14 protein-coding genes are annotated in these 17,833 nt (G+C 61.6%); 4 read left to right on the top strand and 10 right to left on the bottom strand.

The window, feature by feature from the left end; genetic code table 11:
- Nucleotides 1-32: 32 nt before the first annotated feature.
- The gene (locus tag HFO99_RS21665; RefSeq protein WP_222247671.1) at nt 33-230 is read right to left on the bottom strand and encodes a hypothetical protein; all 198 of its coding nucleotides are present in this window, start codon (nt 228-230) and stop codon (nt 33-35) included.
- Here HFO99_RS21665 and HFO99_RS21660 point away from each other — a divergent pair.
- The 3 genes from HFO99_RS21660 to glgB are packed head-to-tail and all read left to right on the top strand — an operon-like array spanning nt 224 to nt 8,937.
- Nucleotides 224-3,448 (top strand): alpha-1,4-glucan--maltose-1-phosphate maltosyltransferase, encoded by a 3,225-nt coding sequence (locus HFO99_RS21660; protein WP_222363501.1) that lies wholly within the window; start codon nt 224-226, stop codon nt 3,446-3,448. The two genes, HFO99_RS21665 and HFO99_RS21660, sit on opposite strands and share 7 nt — an antisense overlap.
- Complete coding sequence (gene treS, locus HFO99_RS21655) at nt 3,449-6,730, top strand: maltose alpha-D-glucosyltransferase (protein WP_222363499.1); 3,282 nt, start codon at nt 3,449-3,451, stop codon at nt 6,728-6,730.
- Nucleotides 6,727-8,937 carry a 1,4-alpha-glucan branching protein GlgB gene (gene glgB / locus HFO99_RS21650; protein WP_222363497.1) on the top strand — a complete coding sequence of 737 codons (2,211 nt, stop codon included), beginning with the start codon at nt 6,727-6,729 and terminating at the stop codon, nt 8,935-8,937. The genes treS and glgB overlap by 4 nt, the downstream gene beginning before the upstream one ends.
- A gap of 15 nt (nt 8,938-8,952) precedes the next feature.
- Here the strand turns inward: glgB and HFO99_RS21645 are convergent, their stop codons facing one another.
- Nucleotides 8,953-10,581 carry a thiamine pyrophosphate-dependent enzyme gene (locus HFO99_RS21645; protein ID WP_222363495.1) on the bottom strand — a complete coding sequence of 543 codons (1,629 nt, stop codon included), beginning with the start codon at nt 10,579-10,581 and terminating at the stop codon, nt 8,953-8,955.
- A gap of 27 nt (nt 10,582-10,608) precedes the next feature.
- Nucleotides 10,609-11,799 (bottom strand): amino acid aminotransferase, encoded by a 1,191-nt coding sequence (locus HFO99_RS21640; protein WP_222363493.1) that lies wholly within the window; start codon nt 11,797-11,799, stop codon nt 10,609-10,611.
- Between the two features lie 153 nt (nt 11,800-11,952).
- On the opposite strand from HFO99_RS21640, the gene HFO99_RS21635 reads away from it, so the two are divergent.
- On the top strand, nt 11,953-12,420 hold the full coding sequence (locus HFO99_RS21635) for an Lrp/AsnC family transcriptional regulator (protein ID WP_164576768.1): 468 nt from the start codon (nt 11,953-11,955) through the stop codon (nt 12,418-12,420).
- A 9-nt stretch (nt 12,421-12,429) separates the two neighbouring features.
- Here HFO99_RS21635 and HFO99_RS21630 read toward each other — a convergent pair whose 3' ends face one another.
- The 7 genes from HFO99_RS21630 to HFO99_RS21600 all read right to left on the bottom strand — a co-directional run bounded on the left by HFO99_RS21630 (nt 12,430) and on the right by HFO99_RS21600 (nt 17,707).
- Nucleotides 12,430-13,191, bottom strand: coding sequence for an ABC transporter ATP-binding protein (locus tag HFO99_RS21630; RefSeq protein WP_222363491.1), 762 nt, complete (start codon nt 13,189-13,191; stop codon nt 12,430-12,432).
- The gene (locus tag HFO99_RS21625) at nt 13,188-14,228 is read right to left on the bottom strand and encodes a FecCD family ABC transporter permease (RefSeq protein WP_222363489.1); all 1,041 of its coding nucleotides are present in this window, start codon (nt 14,226-14,228) and stop codon (nt 13,188-13,190) included. Before HFO99_RS21625 ends, HFO99_RS21630 begins: the two co-directional genes overlap by 4 nt.
- A complete protein-coding gene (locus HFO99_RS21620) occupies nt 14,225-15,250 on the bottom strand; it encodes an ABC transporter substrate-binding protein (protein WP_222363486.1) in 1,026 nt (341 codons plus the stop codon). Before HFO99_RS21620 ends, HFO99_RS21625 begins: the two co-directional genes overlap by 4 nt.
- Before the next feature lie 156 nt (nt 15,251-15,406).
- Nucleotides 15,407-16,045: an RES family NAD+ phosphorylase gene (locus tag HFO99_RS21615; protein ID WP_222363484.1), complete on the bottom strand. Its 639-nt coding sequence runs from the start codon at nt 16,043-16,045 to the stop codon at nt 15,407-15,409.
- Nucleotides 16,045-16,656 carry a helix-turn-helix domain-containing protein gene (locus HFO99_RS21610; protein ID WP_222363482.1) on the bottom strand — a complete coding sequence of 204 codons (612 nt, stop codon included), beginning with the start codon at nt 16,654-16,656 and terminating at the stop codon, nt 16,045-16,047. The genes HFO99_RS21615 and HFO99_RS21610 overlap by 1 nt, the downstream gene beginning before the upstream one ends.
- Nucleotides 16,657-16,882: 226 nt before the next feature.
- On the bottom strand, nt 16,883-17,164 hold the full coding sequence (locus tag HFO99_RS21605) for a hypothetical protein (RefSeq protein WP_017967439.1): 282 nt from the start codon (nt 17,162-17,164) through the stop codon (nt 16,883-16,885).
- Nucleotides 17,165-17,242: 78 nt separating this feature from the next.
- On the bottom strand, nt 17,243-17,707 hold the full coding sequence (locus HFO99_RS21600) for a hypothetical protein (RefSeq protein ID WP_222363480.1): 465 nt from the start codon (nt 17,705-17,707) through the stop codon (nt 17,243-17,245).
- Nucleotides 17,708-17,833: the final 126 nt, after the last annotated feature.

Below are 17,833 nucleotides of genomic sequence, written 5' to 3'. Positions count from 1 at the left end.
CGGCAGCCAAGCCATCGCCAGAAAGCGCAAGACTATTCAATTATGTCGCGAACCTTCAAGGTCCGTCTGCGCAGTTCAAGGCTTTTGACGCGCACATCGAGCGCGTTCCATCGGTCCTCGCCGGTGCGGCCGGCGATGTCTGGCGCAACCTGAATTGAAACTTTCGGTGGAACAACGTCCGGCAACAGAAGTTTGCCTTCAAACCAAACTCGAGCGGCGGCCGATGTCATTCTCTCCAAACCAGGGTGTGTTGAGCACCCCACCCCGGATCTATTATGTCAATCCACTCCTTCTTCAGGGTATCGACGCGTGGCGCGAGGTTTTCGACCATGCTGCGGATACCGGTTTCGATCGTGTGCTGACGGCGCCGCTCTTCGACCGGGGCGGGGCGCGCAGCATCTTTTGCTTCCAGGATATTTATCGACTCGATCCTCAACTGTCGCTGGGAAGTGCAGTCGAGGATGGGGTGGGTCGCCTGGTGGAGGCCGCCCGCAATAGCGGCGTCACCCTGATGATGGACCTGATTCTCGACGGAAAGGCCCCAGATACCAAGGCAGGCTTTCGCCCGGTCGATCCGAGACGTTCGCCATTGGACCCGGCGGAACCGATGACTGCAATGGACGCGGAGTCTCAATCCCGGCTGTTGGAAAAATGGACCGAACGGCTGCGGGGGCTGGCCGGTCTCGGCCTCTGCGGCTACCGCGCGCTCGGGATTGATCGCATTGCGCCGGCGGCTTTCAAATCGCTGATTTCCGCCGTGCGCGACAAGGCGGACGCGCAATTCCTCGCCTGGACGCCGGGCACTGATTTTGGGGCGAGGAGCGCGGTCCAGAATACAGGCTTCGATGGATGTTTTTCATCTATGGCCTGGTGGGATTTCGACGAGAGATGGTTCATCGAAGAACACCGGGTCCAGAAGCCGCTCGGCTGGCAGATCGCTTTTCCGGAGCCGCCATTCGGCAGGCGGATCGCGCACGGAACCGAGAGCCGCGAAGTCCTCGAACGGCGCGCCGTCAGGGCGCTGCGCCTTGCCGCCTCGCTCGGCGGCGGCCTGATGGTTCCGATGGGTTTCGAATATGGCGCAGCCACGCCGCTCGATCCGACCCATGGGAACGGAACGGGCTTGCGCGGGCTGCGCCATGATCTGGCCTTCGATATCTCCTCTGAAATTCGGCTTGCGAACACGGAGATCGACAAGGCTCCCCCTGTGCTAGCCTCATCGCTTCGGCTCATCCGCAACGCCAACGGACCGGTCTCAGCGCTGGTGCAATCTGAGGCCGAAGACCTTCGCAGCGCCGAGAATGTGCGGTTCATCCTGCTCAACAGGGACCTTCGAAAAAGTGCGCCCGCTCCGGTAACCGCACTGCGCGAAGCGGCCTCCGGGTTTCTTCCCGTCGCAGCCGACGGCACGGCCCTGCGGCTGCGGGCAGGGGAAACCCTGGTGGTCGAAGGCAAGGCGCCGACGCCGATCACATCGCAGCCGATCCTCGACGTCGCGCAGGCGATAGCATCACCGCGGCTCGCCATCGAAAATATCCTGCCGCGGGTCGATGACGGGCGCTTTCCCGTCAAACGGGTGGTCGGCGACACCATCACTGTCGAAGCCGATATATTCGGCGACGGCCACGATCCGATCGCCGCGGTCCTGCTCTGGCGGCCGCTCGATGCGGCAGGCTGGAACGAGACGGAGATGCAGCTGGTCGAAAACGACCGCTGGCGCGCCGAATTCCTGCTGGAGCGCATTGGACGCTACGAATTTGCCGTCGAGGCATGGAAGAACCCGTTTGCAATCTTCCGCTACGAACTGACGAAGAAGAACGATGCCCGGCTGGACCTGAAGCTAGAGTTGCAGGAGGGCTTGAATCTGGTTCGGTCGGCTGAGGCGCATGCAGGTGCCGCGCTCGGTACCGACCTGAAGGCCCTCGTCAGCCGCCTTGAAAGCGCTTCCGATGCCGAGCGCACGGCGATCCTGCTCGATGCCCGAACATCCGAATTGATGAACAAGGCGGACAAGCGGCCGTTTCGGCTTCGCTCGACGGCAAGCGCAGTCGATGCGGAACGCAAGTCGGCTGCCTTTGCCAGCTGGTACCAAATCTTCCCGCGATCGCAGAGCGGCGATCCGGAGCGGCACGGCACCTTCGACGACGTCATCCCGAGGTTGCCCGCCATTCGTGACATGGGATTCGACGTGCTCTATTTCCCGCCGATTCATCCGATCGGTTCGACCAACCGGAAAGGCCGCAACAACAGCCTGAAAGCAGGGCCAGATGACCCCGGGAGCCCCTATGCCATCGGCTCCGAGGAGGGGGGCCATGATGCCATCCATCCCGAGCTCGGCGAGTTCGAGGATTTCCGCCGGCTGGTGGAGGAGGCGGGCCGGTACGGCTTGGAGATTGCTCTCGACCTGGCGATCCAGGCGTCGCCGGATCATCCCTGGCTGAAGGAGCATCCCGGCTGGTTCGACTGGCGTCCGGACGGCACGATCAAATATGCCGAAAACCCGCCGAAGAAATACGAGGACATCGTCAACGTCGATTTTTACACAAAAGATGCGCTGCCTTCACTATGGGTGGAGCTCAGGGATACTGTCCAGCTTTGGGTGGACCAGGGCGTCAAGCTGTTTCGCGTCGACAATCCGCACACCAAGCCCTTTCCGTTCTGGGAGTGGCTTATCGGCGATATTAGGGCGCGTCACCCTGAGGTTGTCTTCCTTTCGGAAGCTTTCACCAAGCCAAAGGTCATGTACCGGCTGGCAAAGATCGGCTTCTCCCAGTCCTACACCTACTTCACCTGGCGCAATGCCAAGTGGGAGCTCGAGCAGTATATGCGGGAGCTGACGGAGACGGCGCCGAAAGATTTCTTCCGCCCGCATTTCTTCGTCAATACCCACGATATCAATCCGGATTTCCTCCAGAACGCGCCGCGTTCCGCCTTCCTGATTCGGGCGGCTTTGGCCGCCACGCTGTCCGGGCTTTGGGGCGTCTACAACGGTTTCGAACTTTGCGAGGGGCGTCCCGATGCCAAGCGCAAGGAATATGCCGACAGCGAGAAGTATGAGATACGCGCCTGGGACTACGACCGCCCGGGCAATATCATCGCCGAGATCAGGATGCTCAACCGCATCCGGAACGAAAATCTTGCCCTGCATTCCCATCTCGGGCTGACACTGCTGAACGCCTGGAACGATAACATCCTGTTCTTCGAGAAGGCGAGCCGCGCCCGCGACAATGTCCTGTTGATCGCCATCAGTCTCGATCCACACAACTTTCAGGAAAGCGACGTCGAGCTGCCGCTCTGGAAGTGGTCGCTCGGAGACGGTGGAGCGCTCGACGCCGAAGATCTGGTCGCTGGGCATCGGTTCAGATGGAATGGCAAATGGCAGAGAGCGAGCTTCAACCCTCAGATCCTGCCCTTTGCGATCTGGCGCGTGCGCGCAGCGGAGGCATGAATGGACACGTTGAATCCTGATGGTATGAACCAGCCGCTCTGGTACAAAGACGCGATCATCTACCAGCTGCACATCAAGTCGTTCTACGACGCCAATGGTGACGGGGTCGGCGATTTCGCCGGCCTGCACCAAAAGCTCGATCACATCGCAGCCCTTGGCGTCAATGCTATCTGGCTTTTGCCCTTCTTTCCCTCTCCGCGCCGCGACGACGGCTACGACATCGCCGACTATGGCAGTGTCAGCTCCGATTACGGAACGGTAGAGGACTTCCGGGATTTCGTCGACGCTGCCCACCAGCGCAATATCCGCGTCATCATCGAGCTCGTCATCAACCACACCTCCGATCAGCATCCCTGGTTCCAGCGCGCCCGCCAGGCGCCGGCAGGATCGCCGGAGCGCGACTTCTACGTCTGGTCGGATACCGATCAAAAATTTCCGGAAACGCGCATCATTTTCATCGATACGGAAAAGTCCAACTGGACATGGGACGCGGTCGCCGGCGCCTATTACTGGCACCGCTTCTATTCCCATCAACCCGACCTCAATTTCGACAGCCCGCTTGTCATGGAGGAATTGCTGAGGGTGATGCGCTTCTGGCTGGAAACCGGCATCGACGGTTTTCGTCTCGACGCGATCCCCTACCTCGTCGAGCGCGAGGCGACGATCAACGAAAACCTGCCGGAAACCCACGCCATCCTCAAACGCATACGCGCCGCGCTCGATGCCACCCATCCCGGCGTGATGCTGCTTGCCGAGGCCAATCAGTGGCCGGAGGACACGCGCGAATATTTCGGAGAGGGCGATGAATGCCACATGGCCTTCCACTTCCCGCTGATGCCGCGCATGTATATGGCAATCGCCAAGGAGGACCGGTTTCCGATCACCGATATCCTGCGCCAGACGCCGGAGATTCCCGACAACTGCCAATGGGCGATCTTCCTTCGCAATCACGACGAGCTGACGCTCGAAATGGTGACCGACGCCGAGCGGGACTATCTCTGGGAGACCTACGCGTCCGACAAACGTGCTCGCATCAATCTCGGCATCAGGCGGCGCCTAGCGCCGCTGATGGAGCGCGACCGCCGGCGGATCGAGCTGATGAACGCGCTTCTTCTCTCGATGCCGGGAACGCCGGTGATCTATTACGGCGACGAGATCGGCATGGGCGACAATATCTATCTCGGTGACCGGGATGGGGTGAGGACGCCGATGCAATGGTCTCCGGACCGCAATGGCGGTTTCTCCCGGACCGACCCGGCGCGCCTCGTCCTGCCGCTGATTGCCGACCCGCTTTATGGTTTCGAGGCGGTCAACGTCGAGGCGCAGAGCACGGATGCCCATTCGCTGCTCAACTGGACGCGCAAGATGCTGGCGCTGCGCGGCAGGCATCCGGCCTTCGGGCGCGGTTCGCTGCGGTTCCTCTCGCCGGAGAATCGCAAGATTCTCGCTTATCTCCGGGAATATGACGGCGAGACCTTAATGTGTGTCGCAAACCTCTCGCGGCTGCCCCAGGCCGTCGAACTCGACCTGTCGAGTTTCGAGGGCCGCGTGCCGATCGAATTGACCGGCATGTCGCCCTTCCCACCGATCGGCCAGCTGACCTATCTCCTGACATTGCCGCCTTATGGCTTCTTCTGGTTCCAGCTGGCGGCCGATGCCGATCCGCCGGCATGGCGCACGGCACCCCCCGAACAGCTTCCCGATCTGGTGACCATGGTCATCCGCCGCGGCCTGCTCGATCTTGTCGATGAACCCGCGCATGCGCGCGTCCTCAGCACCGAAATCCTGCCTGCCTACCTCGCGAAGCGGCGCTGGTTCGGGGCAAAGGATCAGGCGCTTCAGGCAGCACGCCTGATCTCCGCAACGCCCATCCCCTTTGCCGACGGTATCGTTCTCGGCGAGTTGGAAGCCGTGCTGCCGAACTACAGCGAATCCTACCAGCTGCCGCTGGCAGTCGCCTGGGACGATGCGCAGCCATCCGCGCTGACCCAGCAACTGGCGCTCGCACGGGTTCGCCAGGGCCGGCGCGTCGGCTTCCTGACGGACGGATTTGCCTTGGAGGCGATGGCACGCGGCATCCTGCGCGGGCTTGCCGACCGCTCGCGCATCACCGGCCGTACCGGCACTCTCGAATTTCTCGGCACGGAGCGGCTCGACCGCCTCGCCGTCACCGACGATCTTGCGGTCCATTGGCTTTCGGCCGAGCAGTCCAACAGCTCGCTGATTGTCGGCGACGTCGCGATGATCAAACTGATCAGGCACATCTTTCCGGGAATTCACCCGGAGGTCGAGATGACGCGCTTTCTCACCCGCGCCGGCTATGAACACACTGCCCCGTTGCTCGGCGAGGTCGCGCATACCGATTCCGGCGGACGCCGTTCGACCTTGATCATCGTCCAGGGCGCGATCCGCAACCAGGGCGACGCCTGGAACTGGATGTTGAACAATCTCCGACGCGGGGCAGACGAACTCGTGCTGAATGACCCTGCCGTGCAACCGGGCGACGACGTCTTCCAGCCGCTGATCAGCTTCGTCGCGATGGTCGGCCTCAGACTCGGCGAACTGCATGTGGTGCTTTCCGGGGAAACCAGCGACGAGGCCTTCAGTCCGGTGGTGTCAGGCAACAGTGAGGTCGAAGCGATGAAGAAGGCTGTTGCCGGCGAGGTCGCCTATGCCCTGTCGAAGCTTGACGAACGCGCGGAGAATGCCGATCCCGCGATCGACCTGCTTGCAGCACCGCTTCTCGAGCGCCGCTCCGAACTCGTCGAGCTCGCCGCGACGCTGGCGGAGAGCGTTCGCCATACGCTGATCACGCGCACGCATGGCGATTTCCATCTTGGCCAGATCCTCGTCAGCGAAGGCGATGCGGTCATCATCGACTTCGAGGGCGAGCCTGCGAAAAACCTGACCGAGCGCCGCGCCAAGACGAATCCGCTCCGCGATGTCGCCGGGCTTTTGAGATCGCTGAGCTACCTCGTGGCCACCGCCCAGCTCGATAACGACGCGGTCATCGAACATGAGAACGAAGTCCGGCGCGAGGCGATCGCCCGCTTCGGGCGCCATGCCGAGGAGGCCTTTCTCGATGCCTATTCGCAGGCGGTCGCCGTATCGAAGGAGCTTGACATGCCACCGGAACAAAGACGGAGGGTACTCGATGCCTTTCTTCTCGAAAAGGCAGCCTACGAGATCGCCTATGAAGCCCGCAACAGGCCGAAATGGCTTCCGATCCCGCTATCCGGCTTTGCCGAAATCGTATCGCGTCTGGCGGGGGTCACGGCATGAACGTTGAACGGTCCGAACTTCTCTCTGGCATTGGACAGGACGCACTCTGGGCCTTGATCGAGGGGCGCCACGGCGATCCCTTTTCGATCCTCGGTCCCCACGAAAGCGGCGGCATGATGATCGTGCGGGTGTACTTGCCGGGCGCGGAAGCGGTCGATCTCATCGAGGCGACGAGCGGTCGTGTGGTGACGCCGTTCAGCGTCGCCCACCCGTCCGGCCTGTTTGCCGCGGCGGCCGCCTCGAGGACGGGATACCGGCTGCGGATCACATGGCCGGATGCTGTCCAGATCACCGAGGACCCCTACAGTTTCGGTCTGCTGCTCGGAGAGCTCGACCTCCATCTGATATCGGAGGGCACTCACTATAGCCTGAGCCGGACCCTCGGCGCGGTGGTGATGTCGGTCGACGGCGTCGCTGGCGTTCGTTTCGCCGTGTGGGCACCGAATGCGCGCCGCGTCTCCGTCGTCGGCGACTTCAACGCCTGGGACGGACGACGAAACCCGATGCGGTTGAGACCGTCGGCTGGTGTCTGGGAGCTGTTCATTCCACGCCTCGCCGCCGGCGAAAGATACAAGTTCGAGATCATCGATGCGCACGGGACCTGCCTGCCGCAGAAGGCCGATCCGGTGGCGAGGGCGAGCGAGGCCGCCCCATCCACCGCCTCCATCGTCGCATCGTCGACGCCGTTCCGATGGACTGATGACGGTTGGATGAAGGGCCGGTCCCGGCAAGACAGGCTGGAGGGCGCATTCTCCGTCTATGAGGTGCACGCCGGCTCCTGGCTTCGCGATCAAAAGGACGGCAACAGGTCGCTCGACTGGGTCGAACTCAGCCAGCGGCTCGTTCCCTATGCCAGCGATATGGGATTTACCCATATCGAGCTGCTGCCGATCATGGAGCATCCGTTCGGCGGATCCTGGGGCTATCAGCCGCTCGGCCTGTTCGCTCCGACCGGCCGATATGGGACGCCTGAGGATTTCGCCTATTTTGTCGACCGCTGCCATGGCGCCGGGCTCGGCGTCATCCTCGACTGGGTGCCAGCCCATTTTCCCACCGACGTCTGGGGGCTTGCCCGCTTCGACGGCAGCGCGCTCTACGAGCATGAAGATCCGCGCGAAGGTTTTCACCGCGACTGGAACACGCTGATCTACAATCTCGGCCGCAACGAGGTGAAAGGGTTCCTGATCGCCAGCGCGCTGGAATGGCTGGAGCGCTACCATATCGACGGTTTGCGGGTCGACGCAGTTGCCTCGATGCTCTACCGCGACTACAGCCGCAACGAGGGCGAATGGATTCCCAACCAATATGGCGGTCGCGAGAATCTGGAAGCGGTCGAATTCTTCAAGCACCTGAACAGCATCATTCACGAGCGCTGCCCGCACGCGATGACGATCGCCGAAGAATCGACGGCCTGGCCCGGGGTGACGAAGCCACCGGAGCAGGGGGGGCTGGGGTTCGACATCAAATGGAACATGGGCTGGATGCATGACAGCCTGAGCTACATCGAGAAGGATCCGGTGTACCGGAGCTATCACCACGGCACGATGACCTTCGGCATGCTCTATGCCTATTCCGAGCGCTTCATTCTGCCGATTTCACATGACGAGGTCGTCTACGGAAAGGGTTCGCTGCTGACGAAGATGCCGGGCGACGAATGGCAGAAATTCGCCAATCTGCGCAGCTATCTCGCCTTCATGTGGGGCCATCCCGGCAAGAAGCTCTTGTTCATGGGCAGCGAAGTCGCCCAGCCGGGCGAGTGGAATCATGACGGGTCGGTGACCTGGGATGTGCTGGACCGGCCTCAGCATGTGGGGATTCAGCGGCTGGTGAAGGATCTGAACGGCCTTTACGCGGACGAGCCGGCATTGCAGTTCGGCGACTTTCATCCGGAGGGCTTCGAATGGGCAGCAGCCGACGACGCCGTCAATTCTGTGCTCGGCATGCTCCGTTATGCACCCGATCGCGCTTCGTCGATCCTGGTCATGTCGAATTTCACGCCGGTGCCGCGTTACGGCTACAGGATCGGTGTGCCGAGAGACGGCGTGTGGATCGAGCGGATGACGACGGATGCGCGGGAATATGGCGGCTCGGGCCTGGTCAACGGCGCCGTGTCGACTGAGCCCGCGCCCGCCCACGGCAGGCCCGCCTCCCTGTCGCTGACGCTGCCGGCGCTGTCGACGATCTTTCTGCAAGGGCCGTCGCCATAAGGCTTTAGAGCCTTTTCATTCGGTGTGCGGAGCCGGATGAATGAAAGGCCAAGGGCTCGCCTCGGATCCCTTCTCGATGGGAACCTCGATGAGAACAGGTTCGTCGAGAGATAGGGCTTTCTCGATCGCGCCTTTCAATTCGCCAGGGCTCGTCACCTTGAATGCTCGAATGCCGAAGCTCTCGCCAAGCGCGACAAAGTCCGGATTGGTGAGTTCCGAGCCAAGATAACGGCCTTTATACGCCTGCTTCTGGTCACGCAGTACGTTGCCATAGGCCGAATTGTTGAAGACGATGGCGATGACATTGATCTCATGCTGGACGGCGGTAGCAAGTTCCTGAACCCCGAACATGAAGCCGCCATCGCCGGAAACAGAAATCACCGCCTTGTCGGGATTGGCGACTTTCACGCCCAAGGCGGTGTTGAAGCCGAAACCCAGATTGTCCTGATAACCGCATGTGACGTACTGACGAGGGGCATAGACCGGGAATGCAAATCGGGCGGTAAAGCCCACCTGGCAGATTTCCTCGACGAAGAAGCCGTCTCTTGGCAGGGCTTGGCGAATGGCATCGAGATAGGCGAGCTGGGGCTGCACTGCCGAGAAGCGAGACTTGGCCTCTTCGTTGCGTTCGGCAAATTCGCGCGTGCGATCTTCACGGCCCAGCCCGGCAAGCGCATCAACGAGGGCCTGTGTTCCGGCCTTGGCATCCGAGACGATGCCGACATCAGGCTTGAGACGGATCATCTCGGTTGGATCGATATCGATGCGGATCACCTTGAGATCCTTGGGAAGCCACTTCCATCGCATGAATTGCAATTCCAGCCGGCTGCCGATCCCGATCAGGACGTCCGTCTTCCGCCAATATTCATAGGCCGCGACGAAATTCAGGTAGTTGGGGTGGTCGTCGGCGACGATGCCCTTGCCGGAGCGATGGGACGTGACGGGCGACTGCAGCAATTCCGCAAGAGCAGCGATTTCCGCTCCAGCATCCACCGCGCCGCCACCAACCATGATCATCGGGTTGCTGGCACCCGATATCAGTGCCCCCGCGGCAGCGACCTGATCAGGGTTGACGGCCGGATGAGGTGCTCTCGTGCCGACCGGCAGATCGGTTTCTGGGCCGAATTGCCCGAACACGTCCCATGGCGCTTCGACCGCTCCTGGGCCCTGGCGGCCGGAGAGCATTTTGGCGACGACCTCGGCCGTGACAGGACCGGTTTCGGACTGGTGATTGATCCGCGCCGCCGTTTTCGTAATCCCGCGCATGGTCGCGAGCTGATCCGGCAGTTCGTGCAATTGTCCTCTGCCTTGACCGATCAGGTGGGACATGATGTTGCCGGTGATGCACAGCACTGGCGCATTGGCGCCGTAAGCGGTGCAGAGCGCCGCGCCGGAATTGAGGACGCCTGGGCCCGGAACGACGGTATAGGCGCCGATCTGGCCGGTGGACTTGGCATAGCCATAGGCCATGTAACCGGCGCCCTGCTCGTGTCTGGTGTGAATGAACCGAATTTTGTCACCGGCACCGTAGAGGGCATCGTTAAAATCATACATGTGGGCGCCGGGGATGCCGAATACGGTGTCGATCCCATGGGCGACGAGTGAACGGGTCATCGCTTGACCGGTCGTTTCTTTCCTGCTCATCCGGAGGCTCCAATGGCGTGAATTCGGTCAGGCGACCGTCGACGATTTCAGGCAGCCTTCGGCTCTGAGCGCCGCGACGATGGCGTTGGCGTCTGACGGTTGCATGCCCGCGAGGTTCATACGCCCGGAATCCGCCATGTAGATGCCGTGCCTGGCCCGGAGGGCCGCAGCCGTTTCTTTGGACATGGAAAGGTTGGAAAACAGGCCGCGTTGCCGGCGGATGAAGGCCAGATCGAGAGCGGCGTCGGCCAGCGCTGCCCGATTGCCGTTGACGCGCAGGCACATCTCTTCGAGCTCAGCGCGCCACATGGCCGACATCTCTTCGCTTTCGAGAATGGTCCTGACGACTGCGGCTCCATGATCGGGCGGCATGGACCAGTTGACTCGAGCAAGTGCCGCCATGTTACTTTCGGCCTTCCTGAGGGCATCCCCATTGCGGGCCATGACATAGAGCGCACCGACACGCTCGCGATAAAGACCGAAATTCTTATCGCAGGAATAGGCGATCAGCGCCTCATCGACCGCCTCGAGGATCATGCGCGTTGGCGCGGCGTCCTGTTCGAGGCCGTCGCCGAGGCCCTGATAGGCGAGATCGATGAACGGCACCAGCCGATGCGCAACGAGAATTTCGGTAATCTGCCGCCACTGTTCCATGGTGAAATCGATGCCGGTCGGGTTGTGGCAGCAACCGTGAAGCAGCACGACGTCGCCTTCCCGAGCGGAAGACAAGGCGGCGACCACGCTTTCGAATTTCACCTGCTGCGACATCAGGTCAACGAAAGCGTACTCCTTTACCGGCAAGCGTGCCGAGCTGAAGATCGGCGAATGATTTGGCCAGCTTGGCGTCCCGAGCAGAACCTTTGCCGACGGATTTGCCGCTTGGATGAGCTCAGCACCGAGACGCAGGGCGCCGCTTCCACCGGGTGTCTGAATGCCGACAAGGCGTTGAGCAAACGTCGGCGATTTTCCGAAGATGATGGGCTGCAGGAGGCGCACGAATTGCAGGTCACCTTCCGGGCCAAGATATTTCTTGCTGTCCTGGGTCTCCAGGAGAAACTGCTCCGCTGTCTTTACGGCACGCATCACCGGCGTGCGTCCCATGGAGTCACGATAAACCCCAACCCCCAGGTCGATTTTCCCAGGGCGATCGTCGGCCTGGAAGGCCTTGATGAGAGCAAGCAGGCTGTCGGCTGGCCGACTGTTCAGTTCGTCAAACACAAGTCCACCTCGTTTCCGTAATTCTGGCTCGCAGACTAGCTGAACTTTCGCGACGAATTTCTGCGATTATCTCCCTGTAATGGCGCATCTATGCAGACAATCAGCGCGATATGGCTATAATGTGCAGAAATTCACCGTCCGAGGAGGGTGGCCATGCTTGACCCGTTCGATATCAAATTGCTCGCCGCTCTCCAGCAAAACAGCGAGCTGACGCAGAGCGAACTCTCTTTGAAGGTCAATCTCTCCGCGACCCAGTGCGCACGCCGTTTGGAAAGGCTGCGTAACGAGCAATATATCCAGAGTGTCGTTGCCATCCTCAATCCCGTGAAACTGGGTTTCACTGTCGTCGCTCATACGCTCGTCAGCCTCAGAGCGCATACGGAAGGTGGAAACGAGCAGCTTCATCGTTTCATCGAGACCGCGCCGGAGATCCTGGAATGCTATTCGCAGACCGGTGACGCCGACTTTCTGATGAAGGTCATGACGCGCGACCTCGAACATCTCAGCCAGTTTCTCGAAAGAATGATCCGGGTCACCGACAATCTGGCATCGGTGAAGTCAAGCATCGTCCTCAAGACACTGAAAAAGACAACCGCTTTGCCGTTGCAGATCGTGAAGTGAGAGCGGCTCTCACCTGAGATAATGGATATGCGGACGCGCGTGATAGGGTGAGGCTTCGATGCGGGCTTCGACGGAGAAGACGTCGCGCAGTAGGTCTTCGCTCAATACGTCCTGCGGTGCGCCGGAGGCGACGATTCTGCCCTGCTGCAGGATGACCAGCTGGTCGCAGAACATGGCGGCATGGTTAAGATCATGCAGGGCGACGATGCTGGTGATCGGCAGGCTGGAGACGAGCCGCATCAGGCCGATCTGGTGCTGGATATCGAGATGGTTTGTCGGCTCGTCGAGGATCAGCTCCTGGGGCGACTGGGCGAGCGCCCTTGCGATATGGGTGCGCTGCTTTTCACCGCCCGACAGGCTTTGCCAGCGATCGCCACGTTTCTCCGCCATGCCGGCGCGCGCCAGCGCTTCTTCGACCGCCTCTTCGTCGGCCCTTGTCCAGCCTGAAAACATCGACCGGTGCGGGAACCGGCCGAGCTTGACGACGTCGACGACGCTGAGATTGGCATTTGTGGTGGCGTGCTGCTCGACGAAGGCGATCCGCCGGGCGATCGAGCGGCGGCTGATCGTACCGATGTCGCTCCGATCGAGCGTGACGCGGCCGGAATGCGGCCGCTTCAGGCCGGCCAGAAGCCGCAGCAACGAGGTCTTGCCCGAGCCGTTCGGCCCGAGCAGGCCAAGCATCCGGCCGGGCTGCGCCTCCATGGAAACGCCATCGAGAATGGTCTTCCTGCCAATTTTCCAGATGAGGTTGTCGGCCTTGATGCTCATGATGCGCGCTGGAACCGGTAGAGGATGATCGAGAAAAAGGGGACGCCCACCAGCGCCGTGACGACGCCGATCGGCAGGATCTGGTTCGGAATGAGGGCGCGTGCGGCGATGTCGGCGAGCACCATGAAGATCGCCCCCGTTATGGCACAGGCCGGAAGCAGGCGGACATGCAGCGGCCCGACGACAAAGCGGGCGACATGCGGCACAACGAGGCCGACGAAGCCGATAGACCCCACCATGCTGACGATCGTCGCCGTCATCATTGCCGTCAGCGCGAAGAGCACCATCCGCGCGCGGCCGACATTGACGCCGAGCGAGGATGCTGCCTCGTCGCCGAAAGCGAAGGCGTCGAGCACACGGGCATAAAATAGGCAGCCGACGAGGCCGATACCGACAATGATCGACACCAGCGCGAATTCCGGCCAGCGCACGCCGCCGAAGCTGCCGAGCAGCCAGAACATGACATCGCGCGCCTGCTGCGCATTGGCCGAGGTGGTGACGATATAGGACGTCGTGGCGTTGAAAAGCTGCGAAGCGGCGACACCGGCAAGGATGGTGCGATCCGCACCGCCGCGCGTGCCGTTCGACAGCAGGGCGACGAAGAAGAAGGCTGCGAAGGCACCGGCAAAGGCACCGGCGGAAAGCGAGACCGCGCCGGCGCCGATCCCTAAGATGACGATCGCGACGGCGCCGGAGGAGGCGCCGGCGGAGATGCCAAGAACATAAGGTTCGGCGAGCGGATTGCGCAGCAGCGATTGCATGATCGCGCCCGACAGCGCGAGGCCCGCGCCGCAGAACGCGGCGACGAGCGCCCGGCTGAGACGATAATCCCAGATGACGGTCTCATGGATGCGGTTCAGTTCGACCGCGGTCCATCCCAGCCGGTTGGTGACGGCCGAAAACGTGGTTGCAAGCGGGATCGGCAGGTCGCCGATCCCGACGCTGATGCCAATGGCGATAGCGATGAGGCAGAAAGAGGCGACGAGCAGTGCGAGGACGGCTCCCAGCTGCCGGAAGATGCGGCCCGCGTCCGTCACTTCAAAAGACCGAGAGCCTTCAGCTGGCCGGCCACCTGCTCGGCGCCGTAGACCGTGCGGACGGTCGGGTTCATGGCCTGGCCGTCCATGATCACGATCGCCTCGTTCTTGACGGCAGGGATCTGGCTGACGGCCGGATCGGTGTTCAGGAAATTGATCTTGGCCTCCGGCTTGTCGAGCTCCCAGCGGTTACGGTCGAGACTGGCGACGACAATGACGTCGGGATTGGAGGCGATGATGCCTTCCCAGCCGAGCGTCGGCCATTCCGCTTCCGCTGATATCGCGTTGTGTCCGCCGAGCAAGTCGGCGATGAAGCCGGACGCGCTGTTCTTGCCGCCGAGATAGGCGTCGGCCGACGGGCTGGGGCTGGAGAACCAGAAGACGTAGGAAATGTTCTTGCCGTCCTTCGAAACGCTGGAGCGAAGCTTGGCTTCGCGCGCCTCGAAGTCGGCGATCAGCGCCTGACCACGATCGGCGACGTCGAAGATCTGCGAGAGTTCGTCGATCTCCTTATAGAGAAGATCCATGTTCCACAGCTCGCCGCGGCTGCCATACTGGTCCTTGACGTCCTTGGTGCTGAGGCAGGTGCTGGGCGAGAGATAGGTTGCAACGGCCACCTTGTCGAAATCCTCGCGCTTGGCGACCTTGCTGTTCGGCCCGACCAGACTCGGCAGGGCCACTGCGACGAAATCAGGATTTTCGGCGAGGATCGATTCGAAGGTCGGCATCTCGACGGTCAGGAGCTTGACCTTGGCGTTGGCTTCCGCGAGCTGTGGCAGAACCTTGCTCGGCCAGAAGGCCGTGCCGGCCATCTTGTCCTGAAGGCCGAGCAGTAGCAGGATTTCAGCACTGTTCTGGCCGAGGCCGATCGCCCGTTCGGGCGCCTTCTGGAACGTCACCTGCGCGCCGCAGTTTTCCAGGGTCAGCGGGTAGGTCGTCGAACCGGCCAAAGACGGATTTGCGGCAAGGCCGATCATGGTTGAGAGGCCGCAGGCGGCCAGAAGCGATTTGAGGCTGGTCACGAAGAAATTCCCGGTGCGTGAATATATGCCGCCGCCGTATAGCCTCAGAAACAGGCATAAAACAAGACAAAATAAATCAACTTATCGCAAAATTGACAGCGCATTGCTGCGGAGACAACCTGCCATCGCCCATTGAACTGCAGCCGCGTTCGCCGTTTAAACAGGGCTGACCGGTGACAGCGACTTGCCGTAGACTTCGAGGATCGCGGCAATCTCCTTGAGGATACCGGAGAGCGGAAGCGTGCCCTTTCTGTTGAACGCCATGTCGTCACGTTCGAAAAGGGCAAGGCAGATCTCGCTCGAATCGTGGCGCGACTGGTAGGCGAGACCGTCCGGCCTGTCGGCATGGTCCCAAAGCGCGTCGGCCCAAAGCCCGCATGGTTCGTAAGGGCCGGTGGAGACGGCATTATCGGTGCCGAGGGCCTGCAGGCCGGTGCCGTGCATGCGCGCGATCCTCAGCGGTCTGATACAGCTGAGTTCACTAATGGCGCGGGTGGTGATTTCGGTCATCGACACCATCAACCGCTGGGGATTGCGCAGGATCGTTTCGGCAAGCGCTCCCCTGCGGCTGATCCCGACGTAGAGAATTCCCAAACGTCCGCTGGCGCTGTCGAAACGATTGGTCGCGGCAATCCGGGGGCCGGGTCCAAAGAAGATGGGATCGAGATGCGTCCGATGGACCCTATGGAGAACCTGCCCGGCCGGAATGAGGTCGATCGGCAATGACGAATGGGCGAGCCAAGGGGGCGGGGGCAGTGCGGCTCCCGACGGCCCTCTGCCAGCATTGGCCGGCATCAGGCAAAGCCGTCGGAGGTTTCAATCCGGATCAGACGCCGGACTGCTTCGCGATCGCCGTCGCGCAGCGCCTGCAGAGCTGTCCGACCACCGAGAGCCGTATCGGCAGCAAGCAGAAAATCCAATGCGATCCAGGGACCAGCGGCGGCAAAACCACGCACGATGTCGGAAATCCCCGCGACCACCTCACCTTGATCCAGCTGGCAGAGCGGATAGCGCCAGTCGCTGCCCTCGCGCACGGCAAGCAGCGTGCCGGCTCGCCGCCTCTTGTCGACGGCCTGTCTGCTGATGCCAAGCATCCGTCCGGTGTCCTCGGCCGACATCGTCCCGCCGGCCCGTTCGACGAGATTTTGCCGATGCTCTACGTTGCGGGCCAGCGCCGGAACCAGCGGATCGAGATCGTTTATCGCCGCGCCCACCATATCCGAGCGGCTGAGAAGCTGCGCCAACGAACCGGCGTCGGTCGGGGCTGAAAGCGCATCGGCGAGGTCCTTTGCCGGCACATTTGCCGAAATGCGCTCCAGCGCCGATGTCGCACGTCGCAGAAACGCGGTCCTGATGGAATTCGGCTCTTCCTGCACTGTGACGGGACCGGATGCGTGGCGGGCCATTGGGCGGCTCCTTGGTTGACAAGGTATTTATATGGTTGTTGATGGTATGAAGTCAACCTATGGAGACGACAGTGCGATCCGGTGGCAGGGAAGTCCATCGCCTTGCCTCAGGTCATATGGGTCCTGGATGGCCATCAGGAAGAACGGCCGGCCCCGATCCTCCGTGACGGACCCAAGCGAACCCGCTCCAAAGTTGACAGCATCAGGGTAAAGCCATCGGACATGTTCAGGTCAGCTTTGCCACGAGCTTGGCATAGTCCGAAAACGTCAACCGTTCGCCTTTCCTGCCTGCCTCCTCGGCGAGCTGCAGCACACGGATGGGGAACAGGATCGCCGCGCGGTTGGCATCCGACAGTTCATGGTCGTCGTCCTCCTCGATTGCTTTCGTGGCTTTCGAGAGCGCGGCATTGAGTTCCCCGCTGGTAAGCAGTTCCTTCTCGACGATCGCATCACATATCGACGCCATGGCCATGATCAGGCCCTTGAGCTGGAGGTTGGCCGTATTCATGAGAACTCCGAGGAAACGAGAGGATCTGCGATGGTGACGCTCCGGCGCCTCGCCGATCGCGCCGGGGATATTGCTACGTCAGTCCGTTTGAACCGGTCGGATCGTGTCGATGGTGACCACACCGTCGACGATCCCGCGCGTGACATCTCGCCTGTTCCGATCAATCTCGATGACGGTGTAGAGCTTGTCGTCCCGAAAGGCGCTGGCATGGACCGTCGTCACATCCTCGGCGGGAGCCGCATCCACTTCCATGAAGTCGAGTTCGCCCGCCGCTGCGACGATCCTGGCGTCACCGGGCGTTCTGGCGGCGACGACGACGGTGCCATGTCCGGGGGAATTGTCCCATCGCGGATCGTCGGGTGCGGCGATCGGCTCCAACCGGTAGATGTTGAGCATCTCGCCGCCAGCGTCGGGCGACGCTTGCGCAGCCGCATCCTTAATTTGCGCCTGGCTCTCGACCGACTTTCCGAAGGTGGTCGGGCTAGTCGCGTTGTTGATCTCTTCCTTGCCTGTCCTCGAGACGTTCGACATGTCGCTCTCCATTGTCAGGACTGAAACGATAGCCGGCAGGCAAGTGTTCCCCCGCGCACGAAAAACCGCAAATCCAACCGAGGTGTTTTCAAGCGAGCATTTCCGATATCTGCAACTATCCGGCTCATTTTAGGCGGT

Origin of the sequence: Rhizobium leguminosarum, assembly GCF_019798305.1 — a bacterium.
Classification (GTDB): Bacteria; Pseudomonadota; Alphaproteobacteria; order Rhizobiales; family Rhizobiaceae; genus Rhizobium; species Rhizobium leguminosarum_U.
This window is presented reverse-complemented; position numbering and strand designations above follow the sequence as displayed.